Below are 15,132 nucleotides of genomic sequence, written 5' to 3' on the forward strand. Positions count from 1 at the left end.
CCCCCCCCCCCCCGGCCCTATGACTTCGGAGGGTCACAGCCGCCCCCCTCTCCTTCTCTAATGGAGGCAAGCCGACGGAGGAGTCGGGGGACGGCAGGGGGTGACCACGGTGCGGGTTCCGAGGTTCGTTTCCACGGTGGCGCTGTCGGTGTGCGTGGCGGCCCTGGCGGGCGGCTGCGCGGGCGGCGCGGGACACGACGACGCGGGGGAGCCTCGACCCGTACCGCGGTCCACTCCGGCCCAGGACGATCTACTGAAGACCGCCGAAGCCGCCCTCGTACGGCGTTGTCTGTCGGCGCGTGAGGTTCCGTCGGCGGCGGCGCCGCCCGTGCCGGCGGATCAGGAAGCCGGACCGCGGCGCCAGTTCCCGTACGGGATCGACGACCCCGCCTGGGCCGCCGAGCACGGCTTCGGGGGCGCGGCGGGGACACGGCAAGCACGGCAGCGGCAACCGGCACAGCAGCCCGCACCGCGGTCACCGCAGCCCGGAAAGGCGGCCGCCGAGCAGCAACGACGGCTGGCCGACGCGCTGTTCGGGAGCGGGCGCCGTGAGCTGTCCACCCGTACGGCCACCGGACTGGTCGTCAGGGCCAACAGCGACGGTTGTCTCGCCGCGGCGCAACGCGTCCTCTACGGCGACCAGGCGCGCTGGTTCCGTACCGAGGTCGCGGTCAACAACCTGGGGGCCGCCGCTCACGACCGGGTGACCCGGGACGCGGCGTACCTGGCCGCGCTCGCCCGCTGGTCGCGCTGCGTCGCCCCGGTGCAAAAGGCCGAGGACCCGGCGGAACTGCGCGGCGCATGGCAGCGCCGCGCCCGCGACCTCGGTCCGCGTCAGGCCGGGGACCTGCAGAAGCGGTACGCCGTGGCCGAGGCGCGGTGTGTCCGGAGCACGGACCTCGCGGCCACCGGCGCCCGGCTGGAGAAGCACCACGCGGCCGGCCTGCGTGCCGAGTACGCCGACCTGATCGACGAGCACCGGCAACTGCGCGAGCACGGCCTGCGCTACGCCGTCCGGCACGGCCTCTGAGGCGCGCCTGTCTCCGGCCGTCTTCACCGGCCCACGTCACCGACCGACGTCACCGGAACCACCGCAACCACGGAAACCAGCGGGACTCACCGGAATCACCGGAACCACCGGGAATCACCGGGAATCACCGGGAATCACCGCAATCCAGAGACCACACCATCACACCGCATTTCACATCGAAGGGATCACCATCATGCGCAAGACCTTCATCACCGCGGCCGGCGTCCTCCTCGCCGCCGGCGCCTCCCTGGCCGCCGTACCGGGTACGGCCCAGGCCGCCGCTCCCTGCGCCCAGGGGAGCTTCTGCGCCTACACCGACGCCAACTACGGCGGTCTGGCGGTGGGATGGACCGGCGACGACGGCTGGTGGGAGGGCAACATCGCGGACCAGGACAGCTCGTGGGCCAACCACGGGATCTCGGGCCCGGGCATCAAGGACCACGTCAAGGTGTACGCCGGCGCGTGGCAGGGCGGCGGCGTCACGATCTGCCTGACCCCCGGCCAGGAGGTCTCCTACAACGCGGGCGCCAACGACCGGGGTGACTCCCACATCTGGGCCACCGGCTGCTGAACGAACCGAGGGCGCGCCGTCACTCCTGGGGTGGCGGCACGCCCTCCGTCGGGAGCCGCGCCGCGAGGACGCTCTTCGATGCCGGCACCCGGGGGCTCTTCCGGGTGGCTGCCGACGTGGACCTCCCGCCGCGGTGGTAGTGCTCCGCCGTCAGCCCATCGCCCAGGGCCCAGCCCCGAACCCCGGGCCCACGTCATCCGGAATCCCGTGCTCGCGGCGGTGGGGCACGGGCGGTGACGGAGGTCCTGGCGGAGTACGAGGGCGGGGACGGGCGTGAGGGCGGGAGCAGGGGCGACGGCGGGAACGAGGGCGGGGACGGGAGCGGTGTGCGGGGCTGACCTCGCACACCGACCCCGTCCGTCACCCGTTCACACCCCCGCCCTGCGCCCTTCGGGTTCTTTTCCTCCCCCACCCGTCTCGCGCCGATGACCTGCTGAAATGCCGCGCGCAGCCGTCCAGTCGGTTTTCACCTGACACCCATTCACCACATTTCTGACGCTCTCTCAGGAAGCGGTCTCGGCCCGGTGCCACTTACCTCGGAAGAGCAGCCCCACCACCGAAGTGCACCGCAGAGCTCGAGGGAGCACCGATGCGACGTACCGCCCGTCTGCTGTCCGGTACCGCGTTCGCCGTGGCCGTCGCCGGCCTCGGCGCCGCGCCCGCGTACGGCGGCAGTACCGGCGGCCTGGAGGTCTACCCGTCCTCCGTCGTGCCGGGCGGGCAGATCACGGTGAACACGGCGGACTGCGGGGACGGCGGTACGGCGGCGGGCGACGCCAGCGCGGTGGGCGCCGGTGCGTTCACCCTGGCGCCCGGCAGGCACGAGGGCGACGCCATCGGGCAGTTCCGGGTGCCGCCGAGCGCGCAGCCGGGGACGTACGAGATCGTCGCGACGTGCGCCGAGAGCGGCCTGCGGGTCACGGGCGACCTGGTCGTCACGCTGACGTCCGCGCGCGAGTGGGTGGCTCCGCGAGGGAGTGTGAAGACGGGGGTCGGCGGCGCACTGGGCCCCGACCCCGTACAGACCGCGGCCGGCGTGGCGGCTCTCGCCGTCGCCGCCGCGGGCGGTACCTGGCTCCTGCATCGCCGGGCGAGAGGCGACGGGATCTGACGGACACCCTCCGCCGTCCGTCCGCCGGTACCGCATGCCCCCTCCCCCTCCGGGTCCGACGCCCCTCGCGGCCCGGAGGGGGAAGCGGGCCCAGCCCTTCCGGAAAAGGGGTTCCGCCATGCCCAGATTCGGCAATGCCGCGATAGCGGCCGTCACCGCCGCGGCCCTGTGCTCCGGCGCGTGGCTGCTGCGCAGTGGCGCCGAGACGCACGCCCCGCCGCAGCCGTCCGCGGCCGAGGCCCGCCCCGACCCGCGCTCCCAGCGGTCCGCCGCTCCCGCCCTGCCGCCCTCCCCGCCCGACCGGATCCGCATCCCGTCGATCGGCGTGAACGCCCCCCTGAGGGGCCTCCGCCTCACCGCGACCGGCAGCCTCGGCGTCCCGCCCGCCGCGCGGAAGAACCTCGCCGGCTGGTACGAGGCCGGCACCACCCCCGGCGAGGCGGGCACCGCGATCGTCGCGGGTCACGTCGACAACGCCGACGGCCCCGCCGTCTTCTACGAACTCGGCGCCCTGAAGAAGGGCGCGGTCATCGAGGTCGACCGGCGTGACGGAGGCGTCGCCGTCTTCACCGTGGACGCCGTCGAGGTGTACGACGCGAAAGGCTTCCCCGACGCGAAGGTGTACGGGGCGGCCGCGCGGCCCGAGCTGCGGGTGATCACGTGCGGTGGCGGCTACTCGCGGAGCACCGGCTATCAGGGAAACGTCGTCGCCTTCGCACACCTCACGGGCGGCCGCTGAGGACACGCGACCTCGCGGGCGGCGGCACGGGCAACCGCTGAGGCCCGCGACCTCACGACAGCCGCTGCGGACAGGCGACCTCACGCGCGGCCGTTGAGCGACCAGGCTCACATCCCCGGGCGCCGTGCGGGCGTACCTCACCGCCGCGCCCCCGGTGGCGACGAGGGCGACCGCCTTGTCGGCGCCGAGGGCGTACGCGGCCGGGGGTGCTCGACGGCGGCCCGAGGAGCGGCACCGGGAGCAGCAGGTATGTTCGTGCCTGGTCGGCCTTCCGGGCATGAGCTGGTGAAACCCGGTCCTGACGACCCGTACCGGCTCCGGTCGTAGACGATGCCGACTGCACGGATCCCGCCAGCGCCGCCGGCCCCCGCCGTGCCCCGCCTCACAGCGCGCCCCCGGCGCCCTCCCCGAACCCTCACATCCCTCCCCCGCCTCCGCTGAGGGCAGCGTTCCCCGCGGGAAACAGACGTGATGCGGCCGGGTAACACCGGCAACGCACGCTCCTAGACATGACCTCGAATACGCGTGTGGTGGTGATCGGCGCCGGCATCGCGGGCGTCCGTCTCGCCCGGCGGCTCGGTGAGCTCGGCGTTCCCGTGACGCTCATCGGCGAGGAGGAGCACCGGCCCTACAACCGGGTCCTGCTCGCCGAGGTGCTGGCCGGCCGTTACAGCCCCGACGTGATCGCCCTCCCGGCGCCCGCGGAGCTGACGCGCGCCCGGGTCACCGCCATCGACCGGGCCGGGCGGACCGTGGAGTGTGCGGACGGCACGAAGATCGCATACGACACGCTCGTCCTGGCCACCGGCTCCAACCCCGTGCTCCCGCCCCTGCGCGGCCTGTTCAGCCCCGACCACGTGCTGCCCGTGGGCGTCCACGCCTTCCGCACGATGGACGACTGCCTGGGCCTGTCCAAGGCGGTACGGCCGGGCGTGAAGGCGGTCGTCATCGGCGGCGGGCTCCTCGGTGTGTCCGCGGCCCGGGCGCTCGCCCTGCGCGGCGCCCAGGTCGTCCTCGCCCAGCAGTCCGAGCGGCTCATGGAGCGCCAGCTCGACCCGTCCGCCTCCAAGCTCGTCCGGCGGCACCTCACCGACCTCGGCGTGGAGATCCACACCGAGTGCCGGGTCCGCGACGTGCGCTGCGTCGGCGGCGCGGTCCGCTCGGTGGAGATGGCCGACGGATACGCTCTCGACGCCGACCTCGTGGTCCTGGCCTGCGGGGTCCACCCCCGCGTGGGCCTCGCCCAGATCTCCGGCCTCGACGTCCGCAAGGGCGTCGTCGTCGACGACGAACTGCGCACCTCCGACCCCCACATCCGGGCGATCGGCGACTGCGCGCAGCACGACGGCACGGTCTACGGACTTGCCACCCCGGCGCTCGAACAGGCCGACGTGCTCGCCGAGTCGCTGGCCGGCCGGGCGCACGCCCGCTACACCGGCACCCGCTCGCTGACCCGACTCACCCTCGCCGGGCAGACCGCCTTCGACCTCGCCGCGTTCGGCGAGACGGAGGCCCTTCCCGGCGACGACGTGGTCCAGCTCGCCGACGCCACCCGAGGCACCTACCGCAAGGTCGTCGTCCGCGACGACCGCCTGGTCGGCGGGGTCCTCGTCGGCGAACTCGGCACCGTCGGCGCGCTCGCGCGCGCCTGGGAGGGAGCAGAGCCGCTCCCGTCCGACGGCGGCCCCCTGCTCCACCTGCTCACCAATGATGGAGGCTCCTGATGTCCACGGACACCCCCACGATCGTGCTCGTCGGCCATGGCATGGTCGGCCAGCGCTTCCTCGAAGCGCTCGCCGAGCGCGGCCTGACCGCCACGCACCGCGTGGTCGTGCTGTGCGAGGAGCCGCGTCCTGCGTACGACCGCGTGCAGCTCACCTCGTACTTCTCGGGCAAGACGCCCGAGGACCTCTCGATGACGGACATGCAGTTCATCGCCGACCACGGCATCGAGCTGCACGTCGGTGACCCCGCGGAGACGGTCGACCGCTCAACGAAGCGGGTGACGGCCCGCTCCGGACTGACCGTCGACTACGACGTCCTGGTCCTCGCCACCGGCTCGTACCCCTTCGTCCCGCCGGTCCCGAACAAGGACGCCCAGGGCTGCTTCGTCTACCGCACCATCGAGGACCTCCTCGCCATCGAGGAGTACGCCAAGTCGAGGACGACCGGTGCGGTCGTCGGCGGCGGTCTGCTCGGACTGGAGGCGGCCGGCGCGCTGAAGGGCCTCGGCCTCACCTCCCACATCGTGGAGTTCGCCCCCCGCCTGATGCCGGTCCAGGTCGACGAGGGCGGCGGCGCCGCGCTGCTGCGCACCATCGAGGACATGGGCCTGTCCGTCCACACGGGCGTGGGCACGCAGGAGATCGTGGTCGACGAGTCCGGCGCGGTCACCGGCATGAAGCTGTCCGACGGCTCCGAACTCGCCACCGACCTGGTCGTCTTCTCCGCCGGTGTCCGCCCCCGCGACCAGCTGGCCCGCGACTGCGGTCTGACGGTCGGCGAGCGCGGCGGCATCAGCGTCGACGAGCAGTGCCGCACGGTGAACGACCCGCACGTGTTCGCGATCGGCGAGTGCGCGCTGGCCTCCGACGGCCGGGTGTACGGCCTGGTCGCCCCCGGTTACGAGCAGGCCGAGACGGTGGCCGCGACGATCGCCGAGGACGATGCGGAGTTCACCGGCGCCGACCTGTCCACCAAGCTGAAGCTGCTCGGCGTGGACGTGGCGTCCTTCGGCGACGCGCACGGCACCGCCGAGGACTGCCTGGACGTCGTCTACTCCGACTCCCGCTCGGGCCTGTACAAGAAGCTGGTCATCGGCCGCGACGGCACGCTGCTCGGCGGCATCCTGGTCGGCGACGCGGAGGCGTACGGCACGCTGCGCGCCTTCACCGGTTCGGTCCCGCCGGTCTCGCCCGAGTCGCTGGTCCTGCCCGCCGGATCCGGTGAGAGCGTCCAGCTCGGCCCCTCCGCCCTCCCGGACGAGGCGGTCATCTGCTCCTGCCACAACGTGTCCAAGGGCGCGATCCGCGGCGCTGTCACCGACCACCAGTGCACGACCGTTCCCGAGGTCAAGAAGTGCACCAAGGCCGGCACCGGCTGCGGCTCCTGCGTCAAGGTCCTCGGCCAGCTCGTCACCGCCGAGCTGGAGGCCAACGGCGTCGTGGTCGACAAGGGCCTGTGCGGCTGCTTCGCGCAGACCCGCGAGGAGCTCTACGAGATCGTCCTCGCCCTGCGCATCAACACCTACCAGGACCTCCTGGACCGCTACGGCCGCGAGGACGCCCGGGGCGGCGACGGCTGCGACATCTGCAAGCCGGCGGTCGGCTCGATCATCGCCTCCCTCGCCCCGACCATCGGCGCGAGCGGCTACGTCCTCGACGGCGAGCAGGCGGCGCTGCAGGAGACCAACGACCACTTCCTGGCCAACCTGCAGAAGAACGGCTCGTACTCGGTCGTCCCCCGCATCCCCGGCGGCGAGATCACCCCCGAGGGCCTCATCGTCATCGGCGAGATCGCCCGCGACTTCGGCCTCTACACGAAGATCACCGGCGGCCAGCGGATCGACATGTTCGGCGCCCGCGTCGAGCAGCTCCCGCTCATCTGGACCCGGCTGGTCGACGCCGGCTTCGAGTCCGGCCACGCCTACGGCAAGTCCCTGCGCACGGTGAAGTCCTGCGTCGGCCAGACCTGGTGCCGCTACGGCGTCCAGGACTCCGTCCGCATGGCGATCGACCTGGAGCTGCGCTACCGGGGCCTGAGGTCCCCGCACAAGCTGAAGTCGGCGGTGTCGGGCTGCGCCCGCGAGTGCGCCGAGGCCCAGTCGAAGGACTTCGGCGTCATCGCCACCTCCAACGGCTGGAACCTCTACGTCGGCGGCAACGGCGGCGCCACCCCGCGCCACGCGGACCTGCTCGCGCAGGACCTCGACGACGACGAGCTGATCCGCCTGATCGACCGCTTCCTCATGTTCTACATCCGCACCGCCGACCGCCTGGAGCGCACCTCCACCTGGCTGGAGCGGATCCCGGGCGGCCTGGACCACGTACGGGACGTGGTGGTGGAGGACTCACTCGGCATCTGCGAGGAGCTGGAGTCCCTGATGACGGACCACGTCTCGCACTACGCCGACGAGTGGGCGACGACCATCAACGACCCCGAGAAGCTGTCCCGGTTCGTCTCCTTCGTGAACGCGCCCGACACCCCCGACCCGGTCGTCGGCTTCGTCCCCGAGCGCGACCAGATCAAGCCCGACCTGCCGCTGCTGTCCATCGGCATGCGCCCCAGTGAGAACCCGGCAGACGTCCTGGAAGGAAGTGCCCAGCGATGACACTGGCACCCGAGACGACCGACCTGAAGATCCAACTGAAGCTGACCGACAGCTGGTTCACGGTCTGCGACCTGAGCGTGCTGCTGCCGGGCCGCGGAGTGGCGGCACTGCTGCCCGACGGCCGCCAGGTCGCCCTCTTCCGCGACCGCGCCGGCTCCCTGTACGCCGTCGACAACCGCGACCCGTTCAGCGGTGCGGCGGTCCTCTCCCGCGGCCTGCTCGGCGCTCTGCAGGGCCGACCCTTCGTCGCCTCGCCCCTGCTGAAGCAGCGGTTCGACCTGGAGTCCGGGCAGTGCCTGGACGACGAGGCGGTGCGGATCGCGACGTACGAGGTACGGACCTCGTAGCGGACATCTCGTGTCTCCACCACGGAGGAAGTGGCCGCCGCCGTCCTCCACCTGGCCTCGGACGCCGCCGCCTCGACGGTGGGCACGGACCTGGTGGTGGACAGCGGGGCGACCGCCTGAAATACCCGCTGGAGACACGGACGCCCCCGTGCTTGCATGGGGTTCATGGTGCCCACCGACCGTCTCCTCGCCTTCGCGGCCATGTCCTTCCTGCTGATCGTGGTCCCCGGTCCCAGCGTGCTGTTCGTGATCGGCCGGGCACTCGCCCAGGGCCGTCGCGCCGCCGTCACCACGGTGGTGGGGAACACGGTCGGCGCCTATGTGCTGATCGTGGCCGTGGCGCTCGGGGTCGGGTCGGTCGTCGAACGCTCGGTCCTCGTCTTCACGGCACTCAAACTCGCCGGTGCGGCCTACCTCGTGTACCTGGGCGTCAAGGCGTGGCGGGAGCGTGGAGCGCTGCGGGCCTCCTTCACCGGTGACGAGGCGGCGGCGCAAGGGGGCCTGCGCACGTTCTGGGAAGGGTTCGCCGTCGGGGTGAGCAACCCCAAGACCATCGTGTTCTTCGCCGCCGTGCTGCCGCAGTTCGTCGACCGGGGACAGGGGCACGCCGCGGCCCAGATGCTGGTGCTCGGCCTGGTCTTCAACCTCATCGCGCTGGCGTCCGACACCGTGTGGGGCCTGGCGGCGGCGACCGCGCGGACCTGGTTCGCGCAGTCGCCCCGACGGCTCTCCCTGGTGGGCGGGGCCGGTGGGCTCACCATGATCGGACTGGGCGTGACGGTGGCCGTGACCGGCCGCAAGGACTGACCGGCGCGAGGCCCGTACGACGCAAGGCCGTACAGCGCAAGGACCAACCGGCGCCACCGGCGCGAGGACCGACCGCCGCGAGGGCCGACCGGCCGACCCCGACGGTCACACCGACAGCGGGTCGTACGTCACACCCGTCAGCTTCTCCGAGGCGGCCCACAGCCGCTCCCCCGCCGTGTCGTTGAACGTCCACGAGGCCCGCCAGGACGGGCCCGGGCTCCCGCGCCACATCGCCCAGTGCGGGCCGGTGAAGGAGTCCGGAGGGACGTCGGGCGCGGTAGCGGCGTACAGGGTGGGCAGCGCGCCCGCCTCGGCGGACTGGGCGAAGAAGCGGTTGCCGACCTTCATGAACCGCTCGCTGGCCTTGCGGCCGGACATCCGCGGGCCCTCGGTCTGGAGGTTGGTGGCGGCGTACCCGGGGTGCGCCGCCGCCGCGACGACGTCCGCGCCGTGGGCCGCCAGCCTGCGCGCCAGCTCGTGCGTGAAGAGCAGGTTGGCGGTCTTGGAGCGGGCGTAGGCGTGCCAACGCCGGTACCCACGCTCGCTGTTGAGGTCGCGGATGTCGATGTTGGCCATCGCGTGCACCATGCTGGAGACGGTCACGACGCGGGCACCCGGCGTTTCGAGCAGCGCGGGCAGCAGCAGTCCGGTGAGCGCGAAGTGCCCGAGGTGGTTGACGCCGAACTGCGTCTCGAACCCGTCCACGGTCGTCCCGTACGGCAGCGCCATCACGCCCGCGTTGTTGACGAGCAGGTCGAGCCGGTCGTACGCGAAGGCGGCCGCGAACTGCCGTACGGAGGCGAGGTCCCCGAGGTCGAGCCGCGCGAACTCCACCTCCGCTCCCGGCACTTCGGCGGCCAGCCGGTCACCGGCCTCGGTGCCGCGCGCCTCGCTCCGGCAGGCCAGCACCACCCGGGCGCCCCGGCGCGCCAGCTCCCGCGCGGCGGCGTACCCGATGCCGCTGTTGGACCCGGTGACCACGGCGACACGGCCGCGCTGATCGGGGATGTCCTTCTCGGTCCAGCCGGCCATGGCCGACCCTCCCTCCGCTGGCAGGTGGGGTTCAGCCTACGAGCGGGGGGCGCTCCAGGTAATCGTCCGGGAGGGGCCGCGTGTCCAGGTAGAACCACTCGGCGCCGGGGCCGGGCGTGACGTCGGGGGCGGGCGTTTCCGGCTCGGCCTCGGCGGGCACCGGCTTCGCCGGTCCCGGCATCAGCAGTTCCACCCGTACGCCGTTCCCCCGCTGCTGGGCCGTGAACTCCTCCACCTGGTTGCGGCAGGCATGGTCCAGATGGGTCACGCCGGTCAGGTCGAGGCGGATCCGGGGCCTGCCCGAGGCCGCCGCGGCCTCCAGCGCCTCGATGACCTTCGGCAGCCGCAGGAAGGTCGCGTTCCCGGCCATGACGACCTTGGCGGTGTCGTCCTCGACATGCTGCCGGATCACGGTCTGCGACATCCTGAGGGCGGCCAGCACGATCCCGGCGGCGAGCCCGACGAGCACGCCTTCGAGCAGCGCGGTCGCCACGATGACCAGCGTGGTGAGGGTCATCACCGCGAACTCGCCCCGGTCCTGGCGCCACATCTTCGGGAACTCCTCCGGCGCGAAAAGCTTCCAGCCGCTGTGCACCAGCACCCCGGCGAGCACCGAGATCGGGATCAGGGCCAGGACCTGCGGCAGCAGCAGCGCGAAGGCGAGCAGCCACAGACCGTGCAGGGTGCGGGAGAGCCGGGTCTTGGCACCCGCCTGCACGTTCGCCGAGCTGCGCGCGACCACCGCGGTGATCGGCAGGGCCCCCAGGACGCCCGCGACCGTGTTCCCCGCGCCCTGGGCGATGAGCTCGGTGTTGTAGCGGGTGCGCGGGCCGCTGTGCATACGGTCCACCGCGGCCGCCGTGAACAGGCTCTCCGCGGAGGCGATGACCGTGAAGGTGAGGATCGCCGTGATGATCGCCGTATCCGCGAGCCCCGCGAACTGCTCCCCGCCGGGCACGCTCACCGCGGCGAGCAGATTGCCGACCTGGAGCGTCTTCACCTCCACGCCGGGCAGCGCGGCGACGGCGATACCGATGCCCACGGCGACCAGCGCGGCCGGAACCTTCTTCACCGGCCCCGGCACCTTCTTCCACAGGAAGCTCAGCACGACGGTGACGACACCCAGGAGCGTGGCGATCATCGCCTGCCGGTCGGTGAGGATGCCGGCGAACAGCCCCGGGATCCCGGCCATGTTCTCGATCGGCGTGCCGGGCGCCTTCGCGTCGGCCATCGGGTACGCCTGGCTGAACATCAGCGGCAGCCCGATGCCGGCCAGCATGCCCTGGACGACGGCGAGCGAGATCGCCTGGAACATCCGGCCCAGCCGTACGACACCGAGGACGATCTGCAGGATCCCGGACCCCAGCACGATCACGCCCAGCATGGCCACACCGACGTCGGCGACGGTCTCCGCGACCAGCGCGGCGAGCCCCGCGGCGGGCCCGCTGACCTGGAGCGTGCTGCCCCGCACCGCCCCGACCACCAGCCCCCCGATCACTCCGGAGATGATCCCCAGCTCGGCCGGGACCCCGGAGGCGACGGCGACGCCGATGCAGAGGGGCAGGGCGACGAGGAAGACGACGAGGGAGGCGGTGATCTCGGTGCCGAGGTCGGCTTTGGGGCCGGCCTTGCCCGTACTGGCGCCCGCACTCCTGCCGGCCTTGCCCGTACTCGCCCCCGCACCCCTCAAGACGGCTCCCCGGCTGCGCGCATGCGCCCCGCTCATCCGGCGTGCACCCGGAAACGACCGTCGTCCTCGAGCTCGTACACCCGCCCGGTGTCGACCTCGTAGTACCAGCCGTGCAGCCGCAGCCGGCCCGCGTCGAGCCGTTGCCGTACCGCCGGGTGACTGCGCAGCGCGGCCAGCTGGTTGACGACGTTGTGCTGCGCCACGTCGGACAGCGACGGATCGTCGGAGGCGCCGGCGAGCATCGGGGCCAGCTCCGGGCGGGCCACCTCCAGCCAGGCGCCCACGCCCGGCAGCGCGGCCAGGTCGTCGCCGGACTTCAGCGCGCCCATCGCTCCGCAGTGTGAGTGACCGCACACCACGACGTCCTGAACCCCGAGGACCTCCAGTGCGTACTCGATGGTGGCGGCCTCACCACCGGCCCCGGGCCGCCCGTACGACGGCACGATATTGCCCGCGTTCCGCAACTCGAATATCTCTCCGGGCCGGGCGCCCGTGATGAGCGCGGGTATCACTCGGGAGTCCGAGCAGGTAATGAAGAGTGCCTCGGGATATTGCCCCTCGGCCAGTTTCCGGTATTCGCCGGGCTCGAATTCGACCCGCTGTGTGAACGTGCGGGCGCGGTCCAGAAGTGCCTTCAACGATGCCTCCTCGACGGGANGGTAATGAAGAGTGCCTCGGGATATTGCCCCTCGGCCAGTTTCCGGTATTCGCCGGGCTCGAATTCGACCCGCTGTGTGAACGTGCGGGCGCGGTCCAGAAGTGCCTTCAACGATGCCTCCTCGACGGGAAGTTCGACCTGGTCACCACACCGTAGGAGGGTGCGTCCCAGCGGAAGGTTAAGTAACGACCAGAGCCCGGACAGGAATTGAACATTTCTTGTCGTGCCCCATGCATGCACTGTCATCTTGTAACGTGTCGACTCCAGGGCACGTAATGCGGATCCGGGGTGCCTGGATTCAAAAGCCGATTCCTGGTTCACGATTCACGGTCACGGTTCACGGAGAGACGGGACGCATGGGCCTACGAGTACTGCTCATCGAGGACGACGAGACGATCGCCGAACCGCTCACCGAGGGTCTCGGCCACTTCGGACTGACGGTCGACCACGTCGCCACCGGCACCGACGGCCTGAGAGGCCCGTACGGCGATGTCGTCCTGCTCGACCTCGGCCTGCCGGACATGGACGGCATCGACGTCTGCCGGGGCATCCGGCAGGTCTCCGACGTCCCCATCGTCATCCTCAGCGCCCGCGGCGAGGAGGCGGACCGTGTGCTGGGCCTGGAACTGGGCGCCGACGACTACCTGGCCAAGCCGTTCAGCATGCGGGAGCTGGTGGCACGGGTGCGGGCGGTGACGCGGCGGACGCAGCGGACACAGGCTTTGGTGGAGCCGACACCGACGTCGGCACCGATACCTGTGCAGGTTCCGTCGACACCGGTGCCGGTTCCGTCGACACCGATGCCGGTTCCGTCGTACGACCGCACCCCGGCACCCTCGTACGAAACCCCGCCACCACCGTCGTACGAACACCCCGTCCCAGCCACGGGCCCCGCCCCCGCCACCGCCACCGAACCCGGCCCTCTGGTCGTCGACCGCCGCACCCGCCAGGTCTGGGTCGGCGCGGCCCAAGTGGCACTCACGCCCAAGGAGTTCGAGCTGCTCGCGCTGCTCACCGAGGACCCCGGCGCGGTCTACTCCCGGCAGCAGATCCTCGACCGGGTCTGGGACCCGCACTACGAGGGCCCGACCAAGACCCTCGACGTCCATGTCGCCGCCCTGCGCAAGAAGTTGGGCCACCCCGCGTGGATCCAGACGCTGCGCGGGGTCGGCTTCCGGCTGGCGGTGCACGGCGAGCCGAACGAACAGCGACTGGGTGCGACATGACCCGCCGCCTCCTGTTCAGCTACCTCACCCTCGCCGCACTCGTCCTGCTCTGCCTGGAGATCCCGCTCGGCTTCGTGTACTCGCGGGGCGAGCGGGAGCGGGTGGTCAACGCGGCGAAGGACGAGGCCGAGTCGGTCTCCGCGTACGCCGCCCTGTCCCTCGCCGCCGGCCGTGCCGAGCAGGACCTGCCCGCCCGGGTGACCCACTGCGCCGAACGCATCGGCGGGAAGGTGGTGGTCGTCGACGGCACGGGCGCACCGCTCGCCACCTCGCACCCGCTGAGCCCGGAGGCGTCCCGCGCCCTGACGTCCCGCCCCGGCATCACGGCCGCCCTGCGAGGCACCTCCACGGTGGACGTCCGCACCTCCACCATCGGCGGAGTGGAGTACCTGTCGGTGGCTGCGCCCGTGGGCCAGGGCGTCCGGCCGGAGGGTGCCGTATGGCTCACGCTCCCGACCCGGACGGTCCACGAACGCGTCCACCACGTATGGCTGCTGCTCGCCGTTGGCGGACTCGGCGTGCTCACCGCGGTCACCTTCGTCGGCTTCGGCATCGCCCGCTGGACCGGCCGCCCCATCCGCGAACTGGAGCGTGCCACCCATGAGTTGGCGGGCGGCGGCCGCGTCCAGCCCGTAGCCGTCACCAAGGGCCCACCCGAAGTCCGCAGCCTGGCGGCCGCGTTCAACCGTACGGCAGCCCGCCTCGCCCATCTCCTCGACTCCCAGCACGCCTTCGCCGGCGAGGCCTCGCACCAGCTGAAGACACCGCTCGCGGCCCTGCGCCTGCGCCTGGAGAACCTGGAACCGAACGTCACCGCCCGCGGCCAGGGCAGCCTCACCGCCGCCGTCACCGAGACGGACCGCCTCTCCCGCATGGTCGAGGGCCTGCTGGCCATGGCGCGACTGGAGGAGCACGCGGCCACACCCGGCCCGACCGACATCGGCGCGGTCTGCGCGGAACGCCACCACACCTGGGCGCCGCTCTTCGACCGACGGAACGTATCCCTGGTCCTGTTCGCCGGCAGCGTGGGCCCGGTGCTGGCACTGCCCGGGTCCATCGAACAGATCCTGGACAACCTCCTCTCCAACGCCCTACGGGCCTCCCCACCCGGCACCACCGTCACCATCGAACTGCGCCTCCACGCCCCCGCCCGCCGCGCCCTGCGCGACGCCCGCCCCTGCTGGGTCGACCTCCACATCACCGACGAGGGCCCCGGCATGACCCCCGACCAGCGCGCCCGCGCCTTCGACCGCTTCTGGCGCGCACCCGGCGCCCCCAAGGGCGGCACGGGCCTCGGCCTCTCCCTCGTCCAACGCCTCGCCCACGCCGGCGGCGGCGAGGCGAGCGTGCACGCGGCGGCGACCGGCGGCCTGGACGCGGTGGTGCGACTGCCGTCGGCCGAACCCCTGCCCGGCCATGGACCGGGCAGTGCCGCCCAGCGAGGCAGAGAGCTGCTGGCACTGCACGTTGCTGGTCATGTACAGCGCGCCCCCGCTTCACAGCCCGTCCACAGGGAGTCCATCCCGCGCCCCTAGGGTCCATGACCGCGCCACCCCGCCGCCGATCCGGCGGCGGGCAGGTCACGACACAC

Annotated in this window: 13 protein-coding genes and 1 pseudogene; 11 read left to right on the plus strand and 3 right to left on the minus strand. The window is 72.2% G+C overall.

What is annotated here, in order from left to right:
• Positions 1–109 precede the first annotated feature (109 nt).
• From ACWBNA_RS17625 to ACWBNA_RS17665, 9 genes and pseudogenes are all read left to right on the plus strand, one after another.
• Positions 110–1,030, plus strand: a complete 921-nt coding sequence (locus ACWBNA_RS17625; RefSeq protein WP_482705289.1) for a hypothetical protein — start codon at positions 110–112, stop codon at positions 1,028–1,030.
• 193 nt (positions 1,031–1,223) lie between these two features.
• Positions 1,224–1,601, plus strand: coding sequence for a peptidase inhibitor family I36 protein (locus ACWBNA_RS17630; RefSeq protein ID WP_482705290.1), 378 nt, complete (start codon positions 1,224–1,226; stop codon positions 1,599–1,601).
• Between the two features lie 589 nt (positions 1,602–2,190).
• The gene (locus ACWBNA_RS17635; protein ID WP_482705291.1) at positions 2,191–2,712 is read left to right on the plus strand and encodes a hypothetical protein; all 522 of its coding nucleotides are present in this window, start codon (positions 2,191–2,193) and stop codon (positions 2,710–2,712) included.
• Between the two features lie 118 nt (positions 2,713–2,830).
• Positions 2,831–3,451, plus strand: coding sequence for a class F sortase (locus tag ACWBNA_RS17640; protein WP_482705292.1), 621 nt, complete (start codon positions 2,831–2,833; stop codon positions 3,449–3,451).
• Positions 3,452–3,960: 509 nt separating this feature from the next.
• On the plus strand, positions 3,961–5,175 hold the full coding sequence (locus ACWBNA_RS17645) for an NAD(P)/FAD-dependent oxidoreductase (protein WP_482705293.1): 1,215 nt from the start codon (positions 3,961–3,963) through the stop codon (positions 5,173–5,175).
• Positions 5,175–7,781, plus strand: coding sequence for a nitrite reductase large subunit NirB (gene nirB / locus ACWBNA_RS17650; RefSeq protein WP_482705294.1), 2,607 nt, complete (start codon positions 5,175–5,177; stop codon positions 7,779–7,781). The genes ACWBNA_RS17645 and nirB overlap by 1 nt, the downstream gene beginning before the upstream one ends.
• Positions 7,778–8,128: a nitrite reductase small subunit NirD gene (gene nirD, locus ACWBNA_RS17655; protein WP_482705295.1), complete on the plus strand. Its 351-nt coding sequence runs from the start codon at positions 7,778–7,780 to the stop codon at positions 8,126–8,128. The genes nirB and nirD overlap by 4 nt, the downstream gene beginning before the upstream one ends.
• Before the next feature lie 9 nt (positions 8,129–8,137).
• Positions 8,138–8,248 (plus strand): annotated as a pseudogene (locus tag ACWBNA_RS17660) (SDR family oxidoreductase); the annotation flags it as partial.
• Between the two features lie 45 nt (positions 8,249–8,293).
• Positions 8,294–8,935 carry a LysE family translocator gene (locus ACWBNA_RS17665; protein WP_482705296.1) on the plus strand — a complete coding sequence of 214 codons (642 nt, stop codon included), beginning with the start codon at positions 8,294–8,296 and terminating at the stop codon, positions 8,933–8,935.
• 105 nt (positions 8,936–9,040) lie between these two features.
• Here the strand turns inward: ACWBNA_RS17665 and ACWBNA_RS17670 are convergent, their stop codons facing one another.
• From ACWBNA_RS17670 to ACWBNA_RS17680, 3 genes are read right to left on the minus strand one after another with little or no spacing between them, the layout of a single operon-like run.
• A complete protein-coding gene (locus tag ACWBNA_RS17670) occupies positions 9,041–9,967 on the minus strand; it encodes an oxidoreductase (RefSeq protein WP_482705297.1) in 927 nt (308 codons plus the stop codon).
• A 31-nt stretch (positions 9,968–9,998) separates the two neighbouring features.
• Positions 9,999–11,693 (minus strand): SulP family inorganic anion transporter, encoded by a 1,695-nt coding sequence (locus tag ACWBNA_RS17675; RefSeq protein ID WP_482705298.1) that lies wholly within the window; start codon positions 11,691–11,693, stop codon positions 9,999–10,001.
• Positions 11,690–12,295 carry a carbonic anhydrase gene (locus ACWBNA_RS17680; RefSeq protein ID WP_482705299.1) on the minus strand — a complete coding sequence of 202 codons (606 nt, stop codon included), beginning with the start codon at positions 12,293–12,295 and terminating at the stop codon, positions 11,690–11,692. Before ACWBNA_RS17680 ends, ACWBNA_RS17675 begins: the two co-directional genes overlap by 4 nt.
• A gap of 376 nt (positions 12,296–12,671) precedes the next feature.
• Here ACWBNA_RS17680 and ACWBNA_RS17685 point away from each other — a divergent pair, with 376 nt between their 5' ends.
• Both ACWBNA_RS17685 and ACWBNA_RS17690 read left to right on the plus strand, forming a co-directional pair.
• On the plus strand, positions 12,672–13,541 hold the full coding sequence (locus ACWBNA_RS17685) for a winged helix-turn-helix domain-containing protein (RefSeq protein WP_482705300.1): 870 nt from the start codon (positions 12,672–12,674) through the stop codon (positions 13,539–13,541).
• Complete coding sequence (locus ACWBNA_RS17690) at positions 13,538–15,076, plus strand: sensor histidine kinase (protein ID WP_482705301.1); 1,539 nt, start codon at positions 13,538–13,540, stop codon at positions 15,074–15,076. Before ACWBNA_RS17685 ends, ACWBNA_RS17690 begins: the two co-directional genes overlap by 4 nt.
• Positions 15,077–15,132 lie beyond the last annotated feature (56 nt).

This window comes from Streptomyces sp. Q2, assembly GCF_056820935.1.